The organism is Cellvibrio sp. BR, assembly GCF_000263355.1.
Classification (GTDB): Bacteria; Pseudomonadota; Gammaproteobacteria; order Pseudomonadales; family Cellvibrionaceae; genus Cellvibrio.
The window spans coordinates 479,558-505,187 of sequence record NZ_JH668201.1 but is presented as its reverse complement, the minus strand read 5'-3'; the positions used below and the strand labels follow the sequence as shown (position 1 = coordinate 505,187).

Genomic DNA, 25,630 nt, shown 5'->3' with positions numbered 1-25,630 from the left:
TAGTCTATTTGCACATAACATACTGGTATACTAGATTTACACTTAATAACGGAGGTTTACGCAGTAAAGGAGTTCACAACTCCCGAATGAAATCGAAACTCTTCATCACAACCTTCAATCAAGGTTTTTTCCAACGCAAGAAACTCTTGCACTCTTGCAGAAATATCCGCGCCCTCTGCTGCTCGTTTGGCGAGAACTAAATAATCTTCGTAATGACGAGATTCGGATTTCAGCAGCGATAGATAAAATTTCTGCAGCTCTTCATCCAAAAATGGAGCGACTTTGGCAAAGCGTTCGCAGGAACGAGCTTCGATAATGGCGCCGCAGATAAGGGTGTCTATATAGCGGCCGGGTTCAGAAGTACGCACTAATTTGCGCAGCTCACCCGCGTAACGACCAGGAGTGATTTGATCATAGCTAACGCCCCTCGCCTTCATAATTGCCATAACCTGTTCGTAGTGACGCAACTCCTCGCGGGCAAGACGCGACATTTTGTTCATCATGTCAAAATCGCCTACGTAGCGGAACATCAAATTAATCGCAGTTGATGCCGCTTTTTTTTCGCAGTTGGCGTGATCAAGCAGTAACAATGCTTGATTATCCAAAGCGTTTTTTACCCAAGCATCGGGGGTTTCGCAGTGCAGAAATTGTTGGATTTTGGTGAGAGCATTCATAAAGTAAAAACTATTTGTGTTGTTCGAGTGTTTCAGCAGTGATAAAACAAGGTGAAATATAACGTTCGTAATGCGCGCAAGACAGCGCGTAAAAATCTTTGTCGATATTGTCGCGAATAACCGGCAAGGGAGTCCCTTTCCAATTTGCGTGCAATGCCAAGCCATATTGCGATAAATCCTGAATCTGGCTGGCGCCAGCGCGCAATAAATCAAATACCCAGCAATAGGGATTTTGTTCTGGTTTGAATTGGATTTGTTGGTGTTTAATTTGCGCGAGCAGCAACTTTTCATCATGGATATGAATCATGTTCTGCACAATTTGCGCAAGAAATGCTTCTAACCGTTGCGCAATCAATAAACGTTGATCATGAGTATAGGCATTCCAGTTAATCACCTCATGACCAAAACGTTTACAGCCGCGACAGACACTGTCGCCAATGCCGGTAGAGCAAATTCCCACGCAGGGAGTTTTTACGGGTTTTAATACAAGCATACGAATCGCGTTATGAGTGAACTGCTGAATACAGCAGTTCACTGGGTATGGAAAAGATAAAATTAATAAGCCGAACCAGTAATTCCCAACTCAATTTTCCACAAAGAACCTGCACCAGTTAAAAACAAAGTGGTACCTTCAGGGCCGCCAAATGCAACGTTGGTCAAGTTGGCGTCTACTGTGGCTTGAGCAATTTGTTCACCGGCAGGGGTAAATACACGCAATTGGCGTGATAAGTGTTCAGTGAGATAAATGTTTCCCAAACAATCCACTGCCATGCCGTCCGGAATATGAATACCGGTGACCAGATCTTTACCCGCCTGCGGAATACCATCGACAATTTCATACGCGCGCAATATGCCCTGCTCGCCGCCACCATTTACATAAAGCACACTTTCATCGGGCGACAAAGTAATACCGTTGGGATTGCTAATAGTGTCATCAACCAAGGTCACGCTACCATCCGTCGCCACACGATAAACCCCCGTTTTTTCCTGACCACCGGGTGCGGCGGCCGTTTGGAACGCGGGATCAGTAAAATAAACAACACCGTCTTCGGTGATGGCTATATCGTTGGGTGAATTAAATACGTTGTCTTGAAAGGTTTGGGCCACTGTGCTGCGCTCACCAGTTGCAAGATTGTAGCGCGACACACTTTTATACTTGTGCGTGCCCGCCACCAGCAAACTATTGTTATCCACAGCCAAGCCATTGCTACCAGAGTCCTCAATAACCGTTGTCATCTGGCCAGAAGCATCTAACTTTTGTACTCGCGACGGGAAACCTTCGCTAAATACAAAATCGGAAAAGTACAAGGAATCATTGATCCACACGGGGCCTTCATATAAGCCGGGTTCAGTGCGGGTAGTATTGGCCGCTTCGATACGCACTGGAGTCAAGTCGCCTGCTGGCGCCGTACCTTCACACGCAGCACCAGCTGCCATCGAGGAAAAGGTAGTATCAGCAACAGATGAAACAGCAGCCGAACTGGCAGCTGAAACCTGTGATGATTGTTGCTCGCACGCCGAAAGGCTAACCAGGATTGCGCTCATTAAGCCGATATTAAATAGTGGTTTGCATAAGGTTTTCATAGAGATCCCTTTGTACTTTTAATTGGTACTTGTGATTAATCAATACTTGTAATCACTGTTTTTTTTATTGCCGCGGACCGGTCTGGACTAGCCAAACAAGGCCGTCACCTTATCACAGTCGCCTTTAAATACCGACCTCAAAACCCGCCGAACTTAGCGCGGAGCGCATTAACAGCACGCATCGCTTGGGTTATACTCTGCGCCCGATTTAACACGCTTTTGGTAAATCAGCACTGCGCTAGAGAAAAAGGCAGTGAGTAATTAAGTGCGCACATTGGTTGAGCGCACTTAGACATCCATGAAGGCCATGGATAGCCTCCTGACGCAGAGATCCTGCCGAGGGAGTAACCCCTACACTAATGAGGATAAAACCGTGCTTGAAGCCTATCGTAAACAGGTCGCAGAACGCGCCGCAGAAGGTATTCCACCAAAACCATTGAACGCCGAACAAGTTGCTGGATTGGTCGAACTGTTAAAAAATCCCCCCGCTGGTGAAGCTGAAGTATTACTGGATTTGATCACCAACCGCGTTCCGCCCGGCGTCGATGAAGCCGCCTATGTTAAAGCCGCTTTCCTAAGCGCGATTTTGAAAGACCAAGCTTCCTCCCCCCTGATCGATAAGCCTCTCGCGATTAAACTGCTCGGCATGATGCTCGGCGGCTACAACATCGAAACCCTGGTTAACCTGCTCGACGATGCCACTCTGGCGCCTTTGGCTGCCAAAGAACTCAAGCACACTTTGCTGATGTTTGATGCATTCCACGATGTGGAAGAGAAAGTAAAAGCGGGCAACCCGCATGCGAAAGAACTGATGCAATCCTGGGCTGATGCCGAGTGGTTTACCAGCAAGCCTAAAGTCCCTGAGAGCACCAAACTCACCGTTTTCAAAGTCACCGGCGAAACCAATACCGATGACCTGTCACCAGCACCCGATGCCTGGTCACGCCCTGATATCCCCCTGCACTCACTCGCCATGTTCAAAATGGCGCGCGATGGCATCACCCCTGATGAACCAGGCAAAATCGGCCCGATCAAACAAATCGAAGCATTGAAAACCAAAGGCTACCCATTGGTATTCGTGGGCGATGTTGTGGGTACCGGTTCTTCACGTAAGTCAGCGACCAACTCAGTGCTCTGGTTTATCGGTGAAGATATCCCGGGTGTACCTAACAAGCGCACCGGCGGTGTGTGTATCGGCAGCAAAGTCGCGCCGATTTTCTACAACACCATGGAAGATGCCGGCGCACTGGTGTTTGAAGCACCGGTTGATAACCTGAACATGGGTGATGTAATTGAGATTCGCCCATACGAGGGCAAAATCCTCAACGCCACTACCGGCGCGGTGATTTCTGAGTTCAGCCTCAAGTCCGATGTGCTGTTGGACGAAGTCCAGGCTGGCGGCCGTATCCCGTTGATCATCGGCCGCGGCCTGACCACCAAAGCACGCGCTTCACTGGGCTTGCCTGCAAGTACTTTGTTCCGCCTGCCAGAATCACCGGCTGACACCGGCAAGGGTTATACCCTCGCACAAAAAATGGTAGGCAAGGCGTGCGGCGTAAAAGGTATTCGCCCAGGCACCTACTGCGAGCCGTACATGACGACTGTAGGTTCACAGGACACCACCGGCCCTATGACCCGCGACGAACTGAAAGACCTGGCCTGCCTTGGCTTCTCTGCCGACCTGACCATGCAGTCTTTCTGCCACACTGCTGCGTATCCAAAGCCAGTGGATATCGAAACCCAACACACATTGCCCGACTTCATCATGACTCGCGGCGGCGTTTCCCTGCGTCCAGGCGACGGTATCATCCACAGCTGGTTGAACCGTATGCTGTTGCCTGACACCGTAGGTACCGGTGGCGACTCACATACCCGTTTCCCGATTGGTATTTCCTTCCCAGCCGGTTCAGGCCTTGTAGCGTTTGCTGCTGCGACCGGTGTTATGCCACTCGACATGCCTGAGTCTGTTCTGGTTCGCTTCAAAGGTGAATTGCAACCGGGCATCACCCTGCGTGATCTGGTAAATGCGATTCCTCTGTATGCGATCAAAGCCGGTTTGTTGACCGTTGAGAAAAAGGGCAAGAAGAACATTTTCTCTGGCCGTATCCTTGAAGTAGAAGGTTTACCTGACCTGAAAGTAGAACAAGCGTTTGAAATTTCTGACGCATCGGCCGAGCGTTCCGCGGCTGGTTGTACTATCAAGTTGGATAAAGCGCCCATCATTGAATACATGACATCAAACATCACCATGCTGCGCTGGATGATCGAACAAGGTTACGGCGATATCCGCACCCTTGAGCGCCGCGCGCAGAAGATGGAAGCCTGGATTGCCAACCCTGAGTTGATGGAAGCTGATGCCGATGCGGAATATGCAGCGGTTATCGACATCGACCTGGCGGATATCAAAGAACCCATCCTCGCCTGCCCTAACGATCCGGACGATGTGAAAGTATTGTCTGAAGTTCAAGGCGCGAAGATTGATGAAGTGTTTATCGGTTCGTGCATGACCAACATCGGTCACTTCCGCGCTGCCGGTAAATTGCTGGCATCCACTAAAGACGAGCTGACCACGCGCTTATGGATCGCTCCTCCTACCAAAATGGACGAGCACCAGTTAATGGAAGAAGGCTACTACAGCATCTACGGCGTTAAAGGTGCCCGTACCGAAATGCCAGGCTGCTCACTGTGCATGGGTAACCAGGCGCGTGTAGCTCCGAAATCGACTGTGGTTTCTACCTCTACCCGTAACTTCCCGAACCGTTTGGGTGAAGGTGCGAATGTGTACTTGGCTTCTGCTGAATTGGCTGCTATCGCTGCGGTACTCGGCAAGCTGCCAACACCAGAGGAATATCAAAGCTACGCAAGCAAAATCAACAGTATGTCTTCCGAGATTTACCGCTACCTCAATTTCAATGAAATTGAGAGCTACCAAAACGCTGCCAATGAAGGTAAGCGTATTGCAGCGGTAGAGATCCAGACTGTTGCAGTGTAAGTAAAAAATAAGACGTAAGTCTTAAACGAAAAACCCGCAGCGATGCGGGTTTTTTCATTTTATCGTTTCGTATTTTATGTTTAGGACCTAGCACGTAAATAGGCTTCAGCTTGTCGAATATCTTCCTCGTTACGAATTTCCAGGCTTTCTTTTTCAGGCATTAAATAAGGAATCAGGTGGCTACGCGGGATGATCTCCTCGCGCAAAAAATCATCTACTTTAAAAATTGAAATGGCGCCGTTGGGTAAATACAGCGAAGGCAAATCCTCCCGAAGTATTAGGCTTGTATGCTCGCCTGCGAGTAGATGTAAAAACTCACCACCCCCCACATAGGCACGCATATATTTATTGCTGATTTCATAAACACTGATCAGGCGCCGACAGCAGGGAAAATCGCGGTATTCAGCGAGCGCCTCGACAATATGTTTTGCCTGACGCAGTGGCGAGGTGGGCTGCAGCAAGATAATCGTATCTTTACCTGCCGGTTTTACGCGATGAATAAACTCAGCAACCACCGGATCCAAAGGGGAATCATCACGCGCAAAATGGTAATCACGCTTAATGCGCTCAGCGCAGTAATAGTGAGCCATCGCCAGAATCTGATCGTCATCCGATGAGACATAGACCGCATCGACAACCCCCGATTTTTGCGCCGCAATGATCGTATAAGCCAGTAGCGGTTGGTCGAGTAGTGGCTGAATATTTTTTTGAATAATACCCGTTGAACCGCCACGGGCAGGTATCAGTGCAAATACGTTTGACATAGCGACTCCAGAATTCTGGCTTGCTATAGGGTGCGACCCAACTGATCGCTGATGAGAACTTATTTAGCTTAGATGAAATTGCGAGATGTGAAAGCCTGAAGGCAAATAAGCCTCAGCAAAAAGCTAATCCAACAATTAGCTTTTTGCTGTAAATGGCAGGCGGTCGACAATACCATCGAGGAAACCACCCGTGGTATTCAGCGCACGAACAATGGATTCCATTGCCTGGAACTGTGCCATTAAGCGCGCACGATAGGCTTCACTACGCCGCTCCAGCGCTTCTTCATTTTGCTCTACACGCTTGATGTCTTTATCAATAGTAGTTTCGCGTTCTTTTATCAAACCGGAGGTTTTCAAAAACTCATTAACCAGGCTGCTCATACTGCCCGCGAAACCACGAGTGAATGTCAGCGTACCTGTAGTTGCTCCAGGCTCTACCATCATACTCAGGCCTTCAGCTTTAGAGCCAATTGCAGGCAATAAGATATTGCCTGAACCAAATGCGGCAACGCCATCGACGGTACCTGCCACATCAGTACCACTTGAAACTACAACACCATTAGTCATACCAAAGTCAGCCAACATATCAGCGCTAACTGCACTAAAGTTCACAGTACTGGACGCGCCATAAGAGGCCGACGTAAAGACTAACTTGCCGCCTTCAAAAGTAACTGCCACGCTTGCATTGGCCGCTTTAACGTTAGCGTCAAGGTTAATCAAACTTTGTAAATCAGCCGCCAATTCAGCGCCCGATCCATATTGCTTACCCGCCGGCAAACTAATGGCGTTGGACGTAATACCATTTAATTGAAAAGTAAAACTGTAGTCTTTAGTGCCACTACCAATGCCAACCAGATCAACGGGATCAGTTGTAGTTAAGGTACCCTTTGATGGTTGTTGGGTAATCACTACCTCATAAGAACCCGGCTGGCTTCTTGCCGAGAATTTAGTGACATCGATATTTGAAACCGACGAAGAAGCTTTAGGCACAAATAAGTCGCGCACAAACTCAAAGTTATCGTCTATGGCCGCGCGGAACCCTGTGCTGTCGTCTTCATATATTTTGAGAGTGCCATCCAGTTCAGTACGAATACCTAAATTTGACAATGTACTAAAACCCTCACCGATTCCAGGAACCGCATTCGTTAATACATTGCGGATACTTTGCATCAAATTTTTAGCGAGAGGATCACTTTTTAAACTGCCAAAATCATCCAATTCAGCATCAAAACCGACAAGTACATCAACTTCAGCCTTGAAGGTATTGTATGCCTGAACAAAATCACGGATGGTTTGTTCGGCGACCGATTTGTCTTCAGAGATGACCAAACTAATGGTTTCAGTGGTTGAGCTGGTGAACAAATCAAACTCCAAACCATCGATGACATCTTTCACCTGGTTGGATTCGCGACTTACCAATAACCCATTTACACGAATTTGTGCATCCAGCCCCTCTTGTTGCTGAGTCAGGTTTTTAGTGGTCTCGTTAAAGTTAAATGCGGCAAGCCCAACGGCAGCCGGATCTTCTGTTGCAACAACTTCGATTTCGTTTTTAGCGCCAGTACTGGCAGTCATCAACAGCCTGTAAGAACCGCCATCACTAACAATACTTGCCGATACACCAATATCGGCAGCGTTGATCGCATCACGCAGACCAGTCAGCGAGTTATTGGAATCATCAATGGTGATGGTTCCACCGGTTTTGGTGGAATCCACGGTGAATGCGGTGTTTCCTGCATTCCAATCCCCCAAACGAATGGTCAAAGTGCCTTTACCAACCGGACTCGTCATAGCCGCAAAACTGGCAGAGCTGAGGGATTGAGCCTGAGCAACTTGCTCGACTTTTAACTGATAGCTACCCGCCACAGCCTTTGAATCCAGCTTGGTAATGCCAATCAAACTGGTATCTGGAACGGACAGGGCTTTGGCATTAAATGTATCGGCGCTACCAAGCGCGGCGGCAGCGGTTTCCAGCTTCGCAAGCGAGCTGCGCAACAGGCCATAATCTGAAATTTGGGTTTGCAGAAGTGTCTTTTGACTGGTCAAGCGCTGTGCCTGAACCATCTTGTTCGCTTCGGTAAGCTGGTCAGCGAGCTTATTACTATCGATACCAGAGCCAGACCCTAACGCACTGACAATGCTAGAACCTATTGATCCGTTGTTGTTTGTCGTACTGGATGTACTGGTCACCATAGATACCTCCACACCAAAAAATTACCGCTTCGCATAGGTTAGCGGCAACGAATGGGTAAACTTTAGCCGGTTTTGCCGCTATTTCTCAAAAAACCTGATTTTTAATAACAAAGCATAAAACAGGCCAGCACGAACAATAGGCCCATTAAATCAATCGTTATAAATGGGCAAAGTGATATAAAAAGTAGTGCCTTTTCCTACCTCGGACACATAGTCAATTGTACCACCCATACGATCAACCAACGCCTTGGTAATACTCAACCCCAGGCCTGAGCCATCCCGCTTACGGGTATCCGATGAATCCACCTGGGCAAAACGGGTAAATACACGCTGATGGAAAGACGCAGGTATTCCCTGCCCCTTATCAATTACCTCAATGTGAATGCGATGCGCTTCTTTGGTCATGCGGATCTGCACAGGATTATGCTGATAAGAAAATTTGATCGCATTGGAAATCAGGTTGGACATGACCTGCAAAAAACGATCACCATCTAATTTTGCTTTGAGCCCTATTAAAGATTCATCGGGCAGATCGAGCTGCAAATGCACAGCATAACGCTCCGCATAAGCAAGGTGTTGTTCCACAGCCTGCTTTAAGAGTGGATACACCTCATGCACATCAATGGTTAAATTGGCACTACCAAATTCCAGTTTATCGATATCCAGAATGTCATTAACCAAACGCGACAGGCGATCCGCATTGGTTGCCGCAATAGACAAGAGCTGTGCCAGCTTTTCATCCAAAACACCAACACCACCATTCAGCGCCACGCTCAATGCACCTTTGATGGACGTTAATGGAGTGCGCAATTCATGGCTGACGGTGGAGATAAATTCTGCTTTAAGTTGTTCAACCTTTTTACGCTCGGTGACATCGTGAATGATAAAAGTAAAAAATAATCGCTCTTTAATATCCACCGGGCTAATACTGAGTTCAACATTCAGACTCACTCCGTCACTGCGCCGCGCAACACGCTCTTTTTCGCCTTCCACAACTGAAGAAAAAAGCGCAGCACCCGACAAATCAGACAGAGAGGGGATTAAATCTGCGATCTGTAATTGCTCAAGGTTTTCTAACGAATAGTTAAACAGTATCGCAGCAGCCGGGTTGGCCTTTTCAATTACACCACTGCTGTCCACCACTAAAATTGCCTCAGCGGCACTTTCCAAAATAGCGGCGAGTTCTTGCGTGCGCTGCTCAACGAGATTGTGAATATGTTGGGTACGCCCTGATATCAGCAACAAAAAACCACCCAATAAACTGCAGAACAGCAAACCACCTACCAATACAAACCACGACTCCAAACCCTGTTTGCTCGTCAAAAAAAACTGTGTAGGTGCGATACGAATCTGCAGGCGCCGCCCACCTAATGTGACTTCATCCTCAAGGATTAAATTATCAGCATAGGCAGGTGTGGCCACCTGCCCCTTGGTGTAAAACCGTAAGGGGTCTGTCGCTTGGGTGATGTCAGTAATAATCAGGTTGTAATTCGCAGAAGCAAAGGGCAATAAAGTAGCGGTAATTAAATCGTTAGCGCGCACAATGGCCGTCGCATACCCCATAAGCATCGGCTTATTTGCAGCTACTTCGGGTTTCAAATAAGCCAAACTAAACACCGGATAGAACGCAATTATCGCCGGCGAATAGGTTTTGTCCTGCAACAGCTGCAAAGGCTTGGTCATAGCCAACTCGCCGGTCTTCGCCGCGCGCTCAATTGCGTCAAAGCGTTCAGGATCTGCCGCAACATTCACACCGTGAATAACCCGCCCCTGCTCCCATGGTTCTATATAAGTGATAACAACGTAGCTATCACGCTCCGGTGCGGTAGTAAAACTGCCATCAGAAGTTGCTTCACGAATGACAAAATTATCAAAGCCCTGCCCGCGCATATTGGATTCAAACTCACTGCGTTCATCGTGTGCAAGCAAACGATTCCAGGAAAAGCCCGATACACCGTGCTTTTTTAAAATAACCTGATCCACATAAGCGATAAACTCTTCGCGAGTAACATCTTGTGACGCAATAAATAACCCTCCCAAGGTCGCGAGGATCTGCTCCACCGAACCCAGAGTGGTTTCTACGGCAGCAGCAATCAAACTCGCCTCCTGCCGAAATTGCACCTCCATTTTTTTTTGTTCGTTGTTACTGGCAGTGATAAAAATTATCACCACAACCAAGCTACTAACAACCAAAGGGATACCCACAGTGGCGCGCCGATTTCGCCAAAAATAGCGGGGCTCAGCAAAAAATACACACATCAAGGGCACCGCAATAAGCACCCCTATAGCATCACCAATCCACCAGGTTCCCCAACTAAAAATAATTTGATTTATCGAAATAATGTCATAAGCAAACAGAACCAGCGTACCGATACTCGCGCTAATGGCGGCCGCTACTGGCCCGCCAAGGATAAACACCAAAAAAATATCCCGTTCGTCTGTTAAATGATTAGGAAAACCAACAAAACGGCGAATAAGCCAGGCCCCAACCAAACAAGCGATACTGCTGCCACACGCGATAAAAAAACCAACCCCAACAACCCCACTGGTGAGGGTTTGTCCATCCGCCAAAGCGACACCAATATTCAGCAAGGTCGAACCAAGTAGCACACCAATAACCAGCGGATTCCCCCAAATAAGCAAAGCCGCCAAAGAGATCCCCAAGGGCAAAAATATGCCACTCACAAAACCCGGGGGAATAGCCAGCAACAATGAAAGCCAACCGCTGGCCAAATACACCAGCGTCAGTAAAACGATACGCAAAATCAGAGAGGCAAGCTTATGAGGGGAAGATAAAGCCATGTTTAAAAACCGGAAGGATACCTGCGTTAATGCTAGCTGATTATTTGCCTCTGATCGGTTTATTCAGGCTATTTACGCCCTGTAGAAATACAAAAACCGCAGCAAGCTGCGGTTTTTGTTATACGGGCAGAAAAACTACCAGAAAAATTATTATCTGAGCAGTGATAACACCTGTTCTGGTCGCGCGTTGGACTGAGCCAACATCGCCGTGGCCGCCTGCTGCAATACCTGAGCACGGCTCAGGGCGGCGGTCTCTGCAGCGAAGTCTGCATCGATGATACGCGAACGGGAGGCAGAGGTTTTCTCAGATACGTTAGCCAGGTTGGACATTGTGAAATCCAGACGATTATTCACCGCACCCAGATCTGCACGGGTGGCGTTCACCTGTTCCAACGCTTTATCGACAATACTGATTGCACGTTGGGCGCCTTCGTAAGTGTCAATCTTGATGCTGGCAACGCTGCCCACACCGGCGGTATCGTTACGCTCTTTAAAACCAGTGATGGCAACTACATCTACTGCGGTCGCTGTATCACCATACTTGATAGCGATTTCTTCGCCATTGGCAGAGCGCAGAGAAATTTGGTTAGTACCGCCAGCAAACGCCACAACACCCGTTTGATCGGACGATAAGTTGATAACACGAATAGTTTCCGCAATCGTGTCGGCCACCAACGTCCCGGCTGTAATTTTACCAATCGGGATATCATTGATAATTAAATCGCCTTCTTGCAACACTGGAGCGCCACCAGCAGCAGTGACTGCAGCACCTAACAAGTTGCCGTTAGCATCCTGTACATCCACGCCTAATGCAGACACTCGTGCATCAGCACCAGCAGTTGCCCCCAACTCAATGGTCACGCCTAAACGATCGGCGCTAGTGTCATTGAACACCAAGGAGAAGTTAGTGTGACCGTCAGCCAAGCCTGAAGGGTTACCGGTTGTTGCGGTTTCATCCACAGTAATTGATGACGCACCCGGTGCGGTGAGAATTAACTTACCGCTAGCATCCACAGTCGCTTCGATAGCAGTTTCAGCATTAATTTTATTCACCAACTCTTTCATGCTGTTGGTGCCGGTAATGGTATAAACCTGCGACAAACCATTGCCATCGACCAAAGTCAGTTCAAGAGTTTCGTCTGGCGCACGCAACACACCTGAACCGGCAGTATCGGCAGTGACTTGAACCAGAGACGCAACTTCAGCGCCCTTACCTTCCAAATCCGAGTTTATGCTTGCTAATGCTTCATTCAAATTAGTGGCGGTAGTGACCGGGTCAATAGCAGTGCCATTAATCAGTAAATCACCTGCCGTCAAATCTGTCAGCGCATCGATCTCCGCCAAGTGGTTGGCCGGTGGAGCACCGTTAGGTGTTGCAGGCTCACCCACGATATCGCCAGACGAGCCGCCCAGCGCATAGGTATTAAATGAACCAATGGCAATTTCCATTGTTTCATTTGCCTGAGAGCCCACCTGCAAGAAGGTTTCACCCAAGGTTCCATCCAACAGCTTCTGGCCATTGAATGATGTAGTCTCTGAAATACGGTCCATTTCCAGCTTTAACTGTTGCACTTCCGCATCCAATGTTTTGCGGTCGTCATCGTTATAGATACCGTTCGCAGACTGGATTGAAAGTTCGCGGATGCGCTGCAGAATATTGGTTACTTCTTGCAAAGCACCTTCTGCGGTTTGAACCAGAGACACACCGTCATTTGCGTTACGGATAGCTTGATCCAAACCACGGATTTGCGAGGTCATACGGTTGGAAATGGCGAGACCCGCAGCGTCATCTTTGGCGGAGTTAACACGCTGGCCAGAGGACAAGCGTTCGGTAGCGCGATCAAGAGCGTTTCCAGAGTTCATCAATTGACGCTGTGAATTCAAGGAAGCGACATTGGTGTTAATGACTAAAGGCATAATAAATCTCCTAATGATTGTTCCTGTTCACAGTTGCGTGTGCTGTGACAAGCCGACTGATGAAGCCCAGAAACAGCGGCAAATAAATTGCTCAGTTTGTGAGAACTTCGTGGCAAGACTGGTAAGAAATGGATACCAACAGGATTTCTATACGGGTCGCCTAAGTGGGCTTTTGCACAGACTGTGCCAAGAAAAAAATCAAGCGATTTAGGCCATAAAAAACAGCCTCGGCGGGAACAATTATTCAAGCGAGGGAAACAACATTTTTTAGGTAGTGTGCTTAATAAAAAAACGACTAAAAAATAATAATTGCGGAAAAAATATTCAAAAAAAACCTCAAAAAAAAAGAGCAGCGAATGCTGCTCTTTTTTTAAAACACAATATTTCCAAAATCGCTTAAAAAGCCATAAATCAATGATTTAAAAGCGTTTTTAAGCCTGCGCGCTAATCAAGCTAACTGGCTCATCGGGTGTGAGTTGCTGTGCCAAACGCAGAAATATTTCATCGGGAATTTGACGAATAACTTCTTGCGTACTCCTGTCCAATACTTTCACAACCGTTTCACCTGAGCCTGGATCATAAGTAAAATTCAAGTCACGTTGGGTGGACTGAATATACTCGTTCATCTGTGCAACGGCGGCCTGCACTTTCTCTTGTACCGCTTGGGAATTGACGGTTTCAGTGGTTACAGGTTTTGCCGCTTCGGCAACCGGCGGCAAATCATTGCCGGTTTTTTGACCTTGCACAGTGCCCGCCAACGACGAAGCCGGCACTGGTTTCACCGGTGCCGGTCCCGCTGCGATTTTAGTGATTTCATTCATCATAAAGTCCTCACTAGAACACACCTTCAAAGTTAGCCAGAGGGCTAACTTTGAAGGAAGCTACCACCTTATCTCAACAGTGACAGTACTTGTTGTGGACGTGCATTAGACTGAGCCAACATCGCAGTCGCCGCTTGTTGCAATACTTGTGAACGGCTGAGGTTTGCAGTTTCTGCGGCAAAGTCAGCATCATTGATACGTGAACGAGCAGCAGAAGTTTTCTCAGAGATGTTCGCCAGGTTTGATACGGTGAAGTCCAAACGGTTGTTAATCGCACCAAGGTCTGCACGGGTACTACTTACTTGGTCAATGGCTTTGTCGATAATACCGATTGCTTTTTGGGCGCCGGCAGCAGTTGAAACATCGATACTTGCAACAGAGCCAGTACCTGAAGCAGCATTACGCTCTTGTAATCCAGTGAAAGCGATTACACTGGCAGCAGTAGCATTGTCGCCATACTTAATTGAGATTTCATCGCCATTAGTAGAACGCAAGCTGATTGAACCTGCAGTGGCGTTGGAGAATGCCACAACACCTGTTTGCGCTGACACATCATTGATTGCCTTGATCGTATTTGTTGCTGTAGCTGCAACACTTGCACCGGATAACACATCTCCGATAGCAACACCGTTAATCAGAATATCCCCATCTTTCAATGTGGTACCTACGGTTCCGACTGTAGCGGCTTGGCCGGTAATATTACCGTTAGCATCTTGAACATCTATACCCACTGCCAGAGCTGCAGTTGTTAGATAAGTACCAACACCCTCTACTTTAACGCCAGTTTTTTCAGCACTTGTATCAGAGAACACCAATGAAAAGTTAGTTGCGCCATCCGCCAAACCAGTAGCGGCATTGTTGGTAGTGTTATCGGTCACTGTAATACTAGTGACATTTTCAGCAGACAACACCAGTCTACCCTTGTCGTTCAATGAAGCTTCAATAGATGTATCAGCATTAATTTTAGCAACAAGCTCTTCCATGCTATTGGTACCAGAAATTACATAACTCTGTGTATTACCGTCACCATCAACAACCGCAAGAGTCAAACTATCAGTACCTGCGCGCAATACACCGGTGCCCACAGAGGTCGCTTCAATATCCACTAAGGAAGACGCAACGGCTCCCTTACCTTCCAGGTCAGAGTTAATACTTGCTAATGAGGTATTCAGGGTCTGACCTGTTGCTGAAATTGCTGAAAGTTGAGTATCGTTAACTTTTAACGAGTTAACTGCAGTGAATTGTAGATCTGTTAAACCGTTTGCAGTCGCCTCTCCGACGATACTTCCGCTGCTGCCTCCCATTGATGAAGTACTAAAAGAACCAATAGTTACATCAAGAGTTTGATTTTGTAGAGCGCCGACTTGGAGAGCGGTGGTACCTACTGAGCCATCAAGCAATGCTCTGCCATTGAACGAAGTAGTCTCAGCAATACGATCCAATTCAGTTTTGAGCTGCTGAACCTCAGCATTCAAAGTTTCGCGGTCTGAATCGTTATAGATTCCGTTCGCAGACTGAACCGACAGCTCACGCATACGTTGCAAGATGTTGGTAGATTCTTGCAGAGCACCTTCTGCGGTTTGAATCATGGATACACCATCGTTAGCGTTACGGATGGCTTGATCCAGACCACGAACCTGAGAGGTCATACGGTTACCGATCGCCAAACCAGCGGCGTCGTCTTTTGCGGAGTTGATACGGTTACCAGAGGACAAACGTTCGGTAGCGCGATCAAGTGCGTTGCCTGAGTTCATCAATTGACGTTGCGCATTGATGGAGGCGATATTGCTGTTAATTACTAAAGCCATGATTAATCTCCTGGATTAATGTCTGTGTGCAGTATCACTGCGATAACAAGTCTGTTGATGAAGCCTGAGACAAACTTACTAATCAGCACTTCTAACAAGGTTATCGACACATCCTGGAGTTGCTTTAATCTTTTTTTATGGCTTAAACAAAATATTTACAGCGGTAATTAACAGAATTTATTGCGGAAGGTTATATAAAAGCAGAAAAACGTCAAATTAACGACCATAAGCATCGATTGCCTTCATGGCGCGATTAGTTTGACGCAATTCTGACGCCACTTGCTCACGACTAATTTCAGCCAGCTCGGATAAACGCTTATTAATAGTCTGGATTTCTTCAATCATGCGTGCGGCTTGAGGTTCCAAATCCGCCTGCGCCAGCGATTGCAGGTATTCAGCATCATTAATTGATAACAAACCCTGCTGGCGCTGCTGCACCAATGTCTCAAAGGAATCCCAATCGCCCGCCTCTGCCAATGACAGCAGTGCTTGGGACTGGCTGAGTGCGCGAGAGAGAGGATCTAACAAGGTCTCAATATCCATAAAACAGCTCTTTACCTAGGGAATACAATAAGTTGGTTTAATAAGCGAAGCCTAACGCCATCTACAAAGATTAGCAAAATTTAAATGGGTGGTTGGAAAACATTAAAGAGGGATGATTGAGATGGGTGCTGGAAAGCAGATGATTGGTGTGTCGGAAGAACGCAGCGACTTCCGACAAATGTTTAACCCATAACACTTGCGCTACAGGTAATTAAACAAACTGAGCTGGCTTATTTTGGTAAAACTCTGCTGCGAAGCATTGAGCACCAGAGTTTCCATCGATAAACGAATAGAGGCTTCTGCGTAATCCAGATCCTGTACACTTTTTAATTCTTGCTGAACAAACAAATTTACATCCAAATTCAAATCACGCGAACTTTCCAGAGTGTTCTGACGAGCCCCCACTTCACCCTGTACTGAAACAACATTAGTAATAGAGTTAGTCAGGTTACTCAAGGTTTTGGCAACCAAATCACTCAGCAATGCTTTGCTTTCGGGTGTGTCTTTTACACTTTTCATAGCCTCACTGAAACGTGACAGCGTTGTAAGCAAACCTTGCTTATCGGTAGATTCAACAAAAAAAGAATCGCCCGCTTTACCGTTGGTTGAAACCACGCCCGCCATGGTTGTCAGGCCTGTCGCACTTTGCAGTGCAGGATTACCACCTTGCACACTAATGTTCATACCATTAGCCGACACGAACCCTGTCGCACTGGCCGTTAAACCAAGGTTTGCCAATTTAGCGGCATTGGGCGCTGCATTTAACATAGCGGCAAAATCTGCCACGTTATTTACGACGGGCAAGCTGTTAAATTCCAGAGTTTCTGACCTGCCACCGACAGAAATCTTTAAGGTTGTAGGGTTGGCAGAAAAATCGATTGGCGCTGCAGCCGCATCAAAGTTAAATGGCAAGCTGGCGGGTGTAGGAGCAACTGGTGAACCGGAAATACTGAGGCTCACACCCATTACATTAATTTCTTCGCCGGAAACGTAAGGCGCATTCGCCACCAGCACTTTGCCAGTGCTGCGTTCAGTAACGGTGTAATTAGGACCATTAGGAACAACCGCAGAGTTGGCATTAAATGCAATAACCATGTCTTCGGGATAAAAACTGTCAAACAATTCCTGATCGACAATTTGACCCACACTGACTACTGATGCAGGCAGTGCGCGATTGCTGCTACTGGCAGAAGTGTTTACCGTATTGTGATCACTGGGAATATCTACAAATACTTTTTTGCCCGAGTCACTCACTGCCACACTGACAGAAGCAGAGGCCTGCAGAAATAACTGGCCTTCATCGCCCAGGTATTCAAAATTGCCGCCACCCTTATTAACGAAGGGTTGAGTATCGCCTTGATAGCCCGCAAAAATGTACTGACCAGAAGCATTGCGCGTATTTTGCAAGTTCATTAACTCACTAATTCGCGTGTCGACTTCGGCAGCAATGGATTTGTAATCGGCAGCGGTCAATACCGCCGTGTTACCGGCTTTAACCGCCAGCACATTCATTTGTTGCATTAGTTCCACAACTGTTTGCAAGGTTGAATCTTCCAAACTCAAACTATTATCGGCCACGTCGATATTTTTTTTGTATTGTTCGGTACGCGCCAATTCCTGATTTAATTTTAGAATAGTAGTTGCCGCTACCGGATCATCCGCAGGAGACAATACTCGTTTACCCGTAGCCATTTGCTCCTGGGTTTTAGTGACAGCCGATTGCGCCTGTCCCATGCCGAGTGTTGCTATGTTGTAAATTTGCGAAGTAGATATACGCATACCAATACCCTGTGCTTACAATTTTTGCCGCTTATCATTGGCAATGCACAAATCAATCCAACTTTTTGCTTTTGTGAATACCTGCATTCACAGGGCCCTTTTTTTAAAGGGCATTCAACAAGGTATCAAACAACTCGCGAGCGACCGAAATTACCTGCGCATTCGCACCATAAAGTTGTTGAAACCGAATTAAATCCGCAGCTTCTTCATCCAGGTTTACACCGGAAATACTATCGCGCATCGTTTGGCTTTGTTCTAACAAACTAATGCTGGCTTCGGTGTTAATTTTAGCAAGACTGCTTTTGGTGCCGACCTCCTCCACTAATTTGCCATAACCTTCCGCGAAACTAAGGCTACCGTTTTGCATAGTGGATTTTGTTTCCATTGCCACCATCGCCAACGCGTTGCGGTTATCATTTTTACCATCAGTGTTAAAACCCACAGTAAAAACATCGCCAGCTTTAGGTTGCCCGGTAAGCGTTACTTGATAACCCAGGAACGATGATTGTACAAATGTGGCAGAGCTACTGTCACCAAACAAAGGACTACTTGAAATAGAAGGGGACATTTCAATGCCCGACGCAAGCGTGACATCAATTCTGCCACCCACAGTAATTGCACTCTCCTGCCCTACACCGGCACTGGTTAATGTCTGATTAGGATTGCCCGAACTGTCATTAACCTGAATACTACTGGTTGCGCTTGCCGCTGAAAAACGAATATCCAGATCCACACCGGACGCCGCAAACAACCTCAGCTCAGGTGCGCCAGTTAGCGGATTGGTAGAACTTTGCGCGCGAATTCCCAGCGCATTTAAATTGGGATTTGCGTTAATTTGCTCGGCAAGGTAATCATTGAAATCCGCTTCACTGAGATTCGGATCAGGCACGGTACTTAAAAATGCGGGCGTTGGTAATGCGCCATCATCTTGAATTATCGCTTCACCATTAATACGCAACTGCATAGGTACTGCAAAATCACCGGGTGCAACATTAATACCGGTAATTGTCGCCGTGGTGTAAGCATTTGCAGTGACGCCGGGTAAAGCGCTTAATTGCGCCGCCGTCTGCATAGCTGATGCACCCGACTGGGTAATTATACTGCGCGCTGTCACGGAACCGGTTTGTGGATCAGTAAACGTAAAATTCAACCGCTCCGCTAAATAACCATTGCCTTGTGCGGGAGCACCTATTGCAACAGTTTGCGGGCTGCGATCTGCCGGTAAACCAAGGCGATCACCAGCACCTACAATTCTGGTTTCGCCCGGATCACTCGAAAATATATTGTTGGTTGTGCCGGGTACAAACACTTGATCCTGCATGACCGGATTCAAATGTTTTGGATTTGCAGGGTCAGAATTATCCAACACATCGTAAGTGGTGTCCGACGTGAAGCGAATAATAATTGGCGGCGATAATTGGCCGGGGTTGGCAAAGGCAGGCAAAATATTGCCGTTTGTATCGACAACACTTAATACCTGACCGCTGCTAACAATGCCGCTACCGGTGTTGCTACTGGCGCTACCGGTGCGAATAGGCGATGCAAAGGCTAAATCTTCGGGCCGCTGCAATAGTGCTTTTATATCCTGCGAACCGTTACGGGTTGGCTGTACTAAAAAAGAATCGCCACCTTGAAATGAGCCACTGGTTAAATTGAGGCTTACGCCATCAAACTCAATACTAAATGGATAAGCGCCAGATAAACCACCTTGTTTGACCACCTGATCATCCGCAAGACGAGTAACAACATAATTGGTCGTACCAGGCACAATATCAAAACGATAATCACTGGCGGTTAACTGATTAGTATCGGTAATAGTTACATTTAATTGCCGATCATAGGGCTGCTGATTGCCGCTGCTGTGTTTTACCCGGTTAACCGCATTCACGGGGTCATTAATATCGACAAACATTTTTTGGCCGTAATCGTTATCCAGATCAAGACCTTGTTGTTGCAAGTTATTAAATTCTTCTGACATTGAAATCGCAATTCGCCCCAGTTCATTCATGGACGGGGACAATACTTCATCGCGAAAACTTAATAGGCCACCAATTTGGCCACCCGAAACCTGCTCGGTAATATCAATGACCGCGCTGTTAGCCCGCAATTGTATCTGACCGTCATTGGTCACACTGAATGAGCTTGAGCTAGCCCCCAGAACCAATGGCTGGCCATTACCGATAAACACATTTAAATCACCGGTGGATTCTTTTACCACCTGAATAGACACCAATTCTGCAAGTTGGCGCAAAGTTTCATCGCGCTTGTCCAATAAATCATTGGGTTGATTGCCACCACCAGACGCCACCGCTTCACCAATGGATTGGTTTAATTCCGCAATAGACGTTGCCAATGAATTGATCTGCGAGGTAACGGTGCGAACTTCACCATTCACACTCTTTTCAATATCCGCCATTCGCTGATAAAGATTATTAAAACGGCTACTCAGGCTTTGTGCCTCGGTAATAATTAACTGCCGCGCCGGCGTAGATGCAGGGTCATTAGCGCCGTTCTGTAACGCAGCAAAAAAACTCTGTAATGAACCAGACAGACCAGTGCTTGCCTCGGCAAACAATTTATCGACTTTGCTAATATTTAAACTGTATTTATTTAACTGATTATAAGTAGAAGTATCGGAACGCAATTGTGTTGTGACAAATTCGTTCACCACGCGCTCAATGGATGCTGTGGTAACGCCAGAGCCGATGTAACCTGCGCCACCTGCAATTTGCTCAGGGCGCGTCACATAATTCACTTCCTGCCGCGAGTACCCTTGGGTATTGGCATTGGAAATATTATGGCCTGCGGTACGCAAAGCATTTTGACTGGCCTGCAGCCCGGAAATGGCATTGGAAAGAATACCGGACATAGCATTACTCCGCTAAGTGGCGGGCGGTAGTAGCCGCCAGAGAGAGAACTGACTGGGCGCTCGTTTGCAAAACACCGGCTTGTAGGTCTTTTGCAGCAGCAGAAATATCCAGTGATTTAATAGCATCACTATTCAATAAACTTTTAATTTTTTTCGCGTAATAAGGGTCGGTCGCATAACCGGCGGACTGTAACGCCTCAGCATAAGCCGATGAATTTGTGCCCGTTGCCAATACTTTTTCGTAGCGCGGATTATTTTTCATTAGGCGCACATAATCTGAAAAGCTCTCCGCGTAATCATTGTATTTACGGAAATCTGATTTTTCTTGCGCAGCAATACCATTGCGATACTCCAGGGTGTTTACATTGACTTTATCGCCCTGCCACTGACTGCCCGCTTTAATATTGAATAGATTAAAACTGTTTTCGCCCGCACGATCGTGAATAACGTGTTTGCCCCACCCGGTTTCCAGCGCAACCTGTGCAATCAACACATCCGGATTAATTTGTAATTCTGCTGCCGCTTTTTCGGCGTGAGGTTTAAGCATCAGCACAAAATTTTCCTGCGTGGCACTAATACTGGCTTTTTGACCACCGCGCAGGGTGGCCGCTTGTGGTTTATTCAATAACTGTGGAATAAGTGCGTAGTTAATCGCAGGGATGACAGGCTGCTGCTCTTCTGCAGCGCCCAGTGCTTGCATCTGCACGTTGTCACTCATGCGCATAAAATCTTGAATCCAATCGTCCAGTGACGTTGCTGGTCCACCCGCAGACAGATCAGTATCGGGTGAATTCACAGCATCAGTATCAGCGCTATTCGCTGCACGTGGAGTCAGCGCGTCCAAGCTTGTTAGCGTGTTGTTTTGCACATCCGCTTCGGGGCGCATGGCACTGCCGTAGTTTTGCATCATTTGGCGATAAAAATGATCCGCCACACCAATACCAGAACCGCTGGTTAAATTGATCACCATTTGTTGGTCGAGCATGTCGCGATGAAAACGTGTAGTTTGGCTGTCTAAAAAATTACCGTCACTAAAAACATCATTCGCTTCGCGCATGGATTTCAGCATTTGTTGTACCAGCAAACCCTCAAACTTTTTGGCAACTTCTTTAATTGCCTGAGGGTCCCGGTCGCGCCCCATCGCTTTGATGGAATTCAACGAGTTGGGGTCAAGATAATTATCTTGCACCTGCGGGACTTTAATGCCGGTATCGATGGGTAACATTTAGATCACCACTAATTCCGCTTTGAGTGCGCCGGATTGTTTTAAGGCTTCCAGAATCGCCATTAAATCGCTGGGAGATGCACCCACATTGTTGACTGACCGCACTATGTCATCCAGGTTGGCGCCTGGCGCGAACTTGAACATGGGGTTAGTTTCTTCATCAGCCTGCACATTGCTGCTAGGAACAACTACCGTAGTTCCACCGGCCAAGGCATTGGGTTGGCTCACGGTTAAACTTTCCGCAATAGACACGGTGAGGCTACCGTGAGTAACCGCAACAGGCGATACACGGACATTTTTGCCAACCACAATAGTGCCGGTGCGCGAATTAATAATTACCTTCGCCACTTCTTCGCCCATGGTGACATTTAAATTTTCCAGCATCGCAATAAAATCGACACGCTGCGCCGGATTCACGGGTGAATTCACCATAATTGACACCGCATCGAGCGGGCGTGCTACATCTGGCCCCAACATGTCATTAATACTCTTTGCCAACGCATTGGCGGTGGTGAAATCGGCACGATGCAAATTAAATACAATTGGTTGACCGCCGGCAAAATTCGTTTCCACCATACGCTCCACCATGCCCCCACTGGGAATACGCCCGGCACTGGGAACGTTCACGGTAATTTTTGAGCCGTCATTACCTGATGCACTCAAACCACCAACCACCAAATTACCCTGTGCAATGGCGTAAACTTTTCCATCCAGCCCTTTTAATGGAGTCATTAATAAACTGCCGCCACGCAAACTTTTTGCGTTACTGATAGAGGAAACTGTGACGTCAATTGTTTGACCTGGTTTTGCAAACGCAGGTAATTCGGCCTGGATCATCACCGCAGCAACATTTTTCATTTGCATACGCGCGCCTTCCGGCACGGTAATACCAAATTGCTTCAGCATGCTATTGAAGGATTGGGTAGTAAAAGGTGATTGTGTTGTTTGATCCCCCGTGCCATCCAAACCAACCACCAATCCATAACCAACTAATTGGTTAGCGCGCACACCGGCAACACTGGCGATATCTTTAATTCGTTCGGCATAGCTGGATGCACTAAACACTAACATCAACGTCAGCGCCGAAAATCCCAAATACTGCGGAATTTTTTTGATGCTGGAAACAAAAAAACTGGGCATAAAAGTACCTCGATAAAACTGGATTACATAAGCCCTGCTGGTAAGGGGCAGAAATTACAATGGCCACAACTCGCTGTTAAAAAAACGCGATAACCACCCCATAGATTGCGTGCTTGCCAGTGCGCCGGTGCCACTGTATGAAATTTTTGCATTGGCCAGGCGGGTTGATAACACGGTGTTATCCGGCGCTATATCATCGGGGCGCACTATGCCGCTAATGCGAATAAATTCATCGCCACGATTAAGCGTTATCCATTTTTCGCCGCGCACAATTAAATTGCCGTTGGGCAATATTTCTGCAACTGTCACAGTGATATTGCCTTGTAAACTATTGCTCTGATCGGCATCGGCACTGCCATCAAATGTTCTGCCCTGTTCAAGGTTGGTTGTTAACTCATTCCCCTTAATGGTTGGGTTTACCCCCAGAAGCGGGCCGGCATTAAAATCTACACCACTATTTTTACTGGTATTTACACCGGAAGATTTACGCGAAACAGTTCGTTCGCTCAGCGTTACCGTAATTACGTCACCCACAAAATGCGCTTTGCGATCATCAAACAAATTCAGGCCATAAGCGTCTTGATAGAGCGAGCCTTCCGTGCGCTGGGGCACCGGCATATTCGCGGCAATAGTAGGCGCATAGGCCGGATCATCCGGCATAGGTTTTTTGTTAGTGAAGCATCCGGTCAATGCTAATACTGTGCTGGCGGCCAACACCAGTTTGAGTGAGCGATATGACTTGTTTATTTGCGCAGCCATGATTAATTACTCATCAAAGATTTTGCGTAATGTATTGCAACATTTGATCAGCGGTAGAGACGACTTTTGAATTCATTTCATAGGCGCGCTGGGTGGTAATCATGTTGACCATTTCTTCCACAATATCCACGTTGGAATTTTCCAACATGCCTTGTTTAAGTACACCCAAACCGTTTTCGCCCGGCGTTCCCTGCACGGGTGCACCACTGGCCACAGTCTCAACAAATAAATTGCCGCCAATTGGTTGCAAGCCGGAGTGGTTAATAAAATCCACCAAGGTAATGTCGCCCAATTGTTGTGGCTCCACCTCACCGGGCGTGTAGGCATTTACTGTACCGGTCGTGCCGATGGTAATTTTGGTAGCGCCCTCAGGCACAATAATGGCGGGCTCTAATAAATAACCGTCGGCATTTACTAATTGGCCTTCGCCATTAATTTGCAGTTGGCCATTGCGGGTATAAGCAATAGTGCCGTCAGGTTGTAACACCTGTAAAAATCCGTGACCATCAATCGCAACATCGAGCGACTGCTCTGTCACTTGCAAGGTACCCTGGGTAAATTCTTTTTGTGTGGCGACGACACGCACCCCCGCCCCCAACTGCAAACCCGATGGCAGTTCCGTTTCCTGAGTTTGCTGTGCGCCGGGTTGGCGTTGGTTTTGATACAGCAGATCTTCAAATACGGCGCGATCACGTTTAAAACCAATGGTGCTGGTATTAGCGAGGTTGTTGGAGATGGTAGTTAACTGGCGATCTTGTGCTGACAAACCAGTTTTACTTACATAGAGGGCGGCGTGCATAATCTTTTCCTCATTTGAAGCGCAGCAAAATAAATAACAGCGCGCTTACTATGTCGACCTAAAAACAATTAGGACATCTGTAACAGTTGGGTGGACGCGGCCGAGTTTTCATCGGCGGTTTTCATTAATTTCACTTGCATTTCGTACTGGCGCGCCAAGCTCATGATTTGAGTGAATTCATCAATTGCATTGACGTTACTGCCTTCGAGCATGCCGCTGCGCAGCGTCACTTCTGCCGCAGGTAAGGCATTTAAACCATCGCGCTGACGAAACAAACCGTCATCGCCTTTTTCCAGTTGTTGAATATCTGGATTCACCAAACGAATGCGCCCTACTTCCACCATGGCTTCCGGGCCTTGCCCTTGGCCAACAATCGAAATCGTGCCATCTGCGCCTATTTGTACTTTTTCATTTTCAGGAATATTGATGGGGCCGCCATCGCCCAATACCGTCAAACCATTTGCGGTGCGCAATACGCCCGCTGCGTCCACCGCAAAATTACCGGCGCGGGTATAGGCTTCGGTACCATCGGGGGCCTGCACGGCAAAAAAACCATCGCCTTGAATCGCAGCATCCAACGGGTTATTGGTTTCGATCATGGGGCCGGAGGTGAAATCCGCACGGGGGGATTCCGTCATGGCATAGGCGCGCGTGGGATGACCATCACCGTAATACACACCCATACTGCGCGACTGTTCGAAATCCGCACGAAAACCGGTGGTGCTGACGTTTGCCAGATTATTGGCGCGATTAGCCTGGGCCAGCATGTTGTGCTTGGCACCAGTCATGGCGATAAAAAGGGCTCTGTCCACAGGTTACTCCTGAATTCACGGCCAAAAACCAAACGTTGGTTTTTTGGCGGTTTTGTTGTTATCAGGAGTTTTGCAAGAGCGGTGCCAAGTTGGTGATACTTAGCAAGCCTTTGATATGAAAGGGAAAAACATAGAAATACGGAGCTGTA

At 47.4% G+C, this 25,630-nt stretch carries 18 protein-coding genes; 1 reads left to right on the top strand and 17 read right to left on the bottom strand.

Going from position 1 to position 25,630, the window contains the following annotated elements:
* Positions 1-56: 56 nt before the first annotated feature.
* The 3 genes from O59_RS07420 to O59_RS07410 all read right to left on the bottom strand — a co-directional run bounded on the left by O59_RS07420 (position 57) and on the right by O59_RS07410 (position 2,258).
* Entirely contained in the window at positions 57-674 is a 618-nt protein-coding gene (locus O59_RS07420) for a tRNA-(ms[2]io[6]A)-hydroxylase (protein WP_007641141.1), read from the bottom strand.
* 10 nt (positions 675-684) lie between these two features.
* A complete protein-coding gene (locus tag O59_RS07415) occupies positions 685-1,167 on the bottom strand; it encodes a DUF1289 domain-containing protein (protein ID WP_007641138.1) in 483 nt (160 codons plus the stop codon).
* A 62-nt stretch (positions 1,168-1,229) separates the two neighbouring features.
* Positions 1,230-2,258 carry an SMP-30/gluconolactonase/LRE family protein gene (locus O59_RS07410; protein WP_007641135.1) on the bottom strand — a complete coding sequence of 343 codons (1,029 nt, stop codon included), beginning with the start codon at positions 2,256-2,258 and terminating at the stop codon, positions 1,230-1,232.
* A 373-nt stretch (positions 2,259-2,631) separates the two neighbouring features.
* Here O59_RS07410 and acnB point away from each other — a divergent pair, with 373 nt between their 5' ends.
* Positions 2,632-5,250: a bifunctional aconitate hydratase 2/2-methylisocitrate dehydratase gene (acnB, locus tag O59_RS07405; RefSeq protein WP_007641133.1), complete on the top strand. Its 2,619-nt coding sequence runs from the start codon at positions 2,632-2,634 to the stop codon at positions 5,248-5,250.
* A gap of 80 nt (positions 5,251-5,330) precedes the next feature.
* Here acnB and O59_RS07400 read toward each other — a convergent pair whose 3' ends face one another.
* From O59_RS07400 to flgF, 14 genes are all read right to left on the bottom strand, one after another.
* Entirely contained in the window at positions 5,331-6,014 is a 684-nt protein-coding gene (locus tag O59_RS07400; protein WP_007641132.1) for a cytidylyltransferase domain-containing protein, read from the bottom strand.
* Positions 6,015-6,149: 135 nt separating this feature from the next.
* The gene (gene fliD / locus O59_RS07395) at positions 6,150-8,207 is read right to left on the bottom strand and encodes a flagellar filament capping protein FliD (protein ID WP_007641131.1); all 2,058 of its coding nucleotides are present in this window, start codon (positions 8,205-8,207) and stop codon (positions 6,150-6,152) included.
* A gap of 150 nt (positions 8,208-8,357) precedes the next feature.
* Complete coding sequence (locus O59_RS07390) at positions 8,358-11,009, bottom strand: CHASE domain-containing protein (RefSeq protein ID WP_007641130.1); 2,652 nt, start codon at positions 11,007-11,009, stop codon at positions 8,358-8,360.
* A 150-nt stretch (positions 11,010-11,159) separates the two neighbouring features.
* Positions 11,160-12,926 carry a flagellin gene (locus O59_RS07385; RefSeq protein WP_007641128.1) on the bottom strand — a complete coding sequence of 589 codons (1,767 nt, stop codon included), beginning with the start codon at positions 12,924-12,926 and terminating at the stop codon, positions 11,160-11,162.
* Between the two features lie 431 nt (positions 12,927-13,357).
* Complete coding sequence (locus tag O59_RS07380) at positions 13,358-13,750, bottom strand: flagellar protein FlaG (RefSeq protein ID WP_007641115.1); 393 nt, start codon at positions 13,748-13,750, stop codon at positions 13,358-13,360.
* A gap of 65 nt (positions 13,751-13,815) precedes the next feature.
* Positions 13,816-15,555, bottom strand: a complete 1,740-nt coding sequence (locus O59_RS07375) for a flagellin (RefSeq protein WP_007641113.1) — start codon at positions 15,553-15,555, stop codon at positions 13,816-13,818.
* A gap of 216 nt (positions 15,556-15,771) precedes the next feature.
* Positions 15,772-16,098 (bottom strand): flagellar protein FliT, encoded by a 327-nt coding sequence (locus O59_RS07370; protein WP_007641111.1) that lies wholly within the window; start codon positions 16,096-16,098, stop codon positions 15,772-15,774.
* Between the two features lie 201 nt (positions 16,099-16,299).
* Positions 16,300-17,877, bottom strand: coding sequence for a flagellar hook-associated protein FlgL (gene flgL, locus O59_RS07365; RefSeq protein ID WP_040391694.1), 1,578 nt, complete (start codon positions 17,875-17,877; stop codon positions 16,300-16,302).
* 103 nt (positions 17,878-17,980) lie between these two features.
* The gene (gene flgK, locus O59_RS07360; protein ID WP_007641108.1) at positions 17,981-20,746 is read right to left on the bottom strand and encodes a flagellar hook-associated protein FlgK; all 2,766 of its coding nucleotides are present in this window, start codon (positions 20,744-20,746) and stop codon (positions 17,981-17,983) included.
* Between the two features lie 4 nt (positions 20,747-20,750).
* On the bottom strand, positions 20,751-21,971 hold the full coding sequence (gene flgJ / locus O59_RS07355; RefSeq protein ID WP_007641107.1) for a flagellar assembly peptidoglycan hydrolase FlgJ: 1,221 nt from the start codon (positions 21,969-21,971) through the stop codon (positions 20,751-20,753).
* Complete coding sequence (locus O59_RS07350) at positions 21,972-23,042, bottom strand: flagellar basal body P-ring protein FlgI (protein ID WP_050977029.1); 1,071 nt, start codon at positions 23,040-23,042, stop codon at positions 21,972-21,974.
* Positions 23,043-23,165: 123 nt separating this feature from the next.
* Positions 23,166-23,870 (bottom strand): flagellar basal body L-ring protein FlgH, encoded by a 705-nt coding sequence (gene flgH, locus O59_RS07345; RefSeq protein WP_007641105.1) that lies wholly within the window; start codon positions 23,868-23,870, stop codon positions 23,166-23,168.
* 13 nt (positions 23,871-23,883) lie between these two features.
* Positions 23,884-24,669, bottom strand: coding sequence for a flagellar basal-body rod protein FlgG (gene flgG, locus O59_RS07340; protein ID WP_007641104.1), 786 nt, complete (start codon positions 24,667-24,669; stop codon positions 23,884-23,886).
* 68 nt (positions 24,670-24,737) lie between these two features.
* Entirely contained in the window at positions 24,738-25,481 is a 744-nt protein-coding gene (flgF, locus tag O59_RS07335; protein ID WP_007641103.1) for a flagellar basal-body rod protein FlgF, read from the bottom strand.
* Between the last annotated feature and the right edge of the window lie 149 nt (positions 25,482-25,630).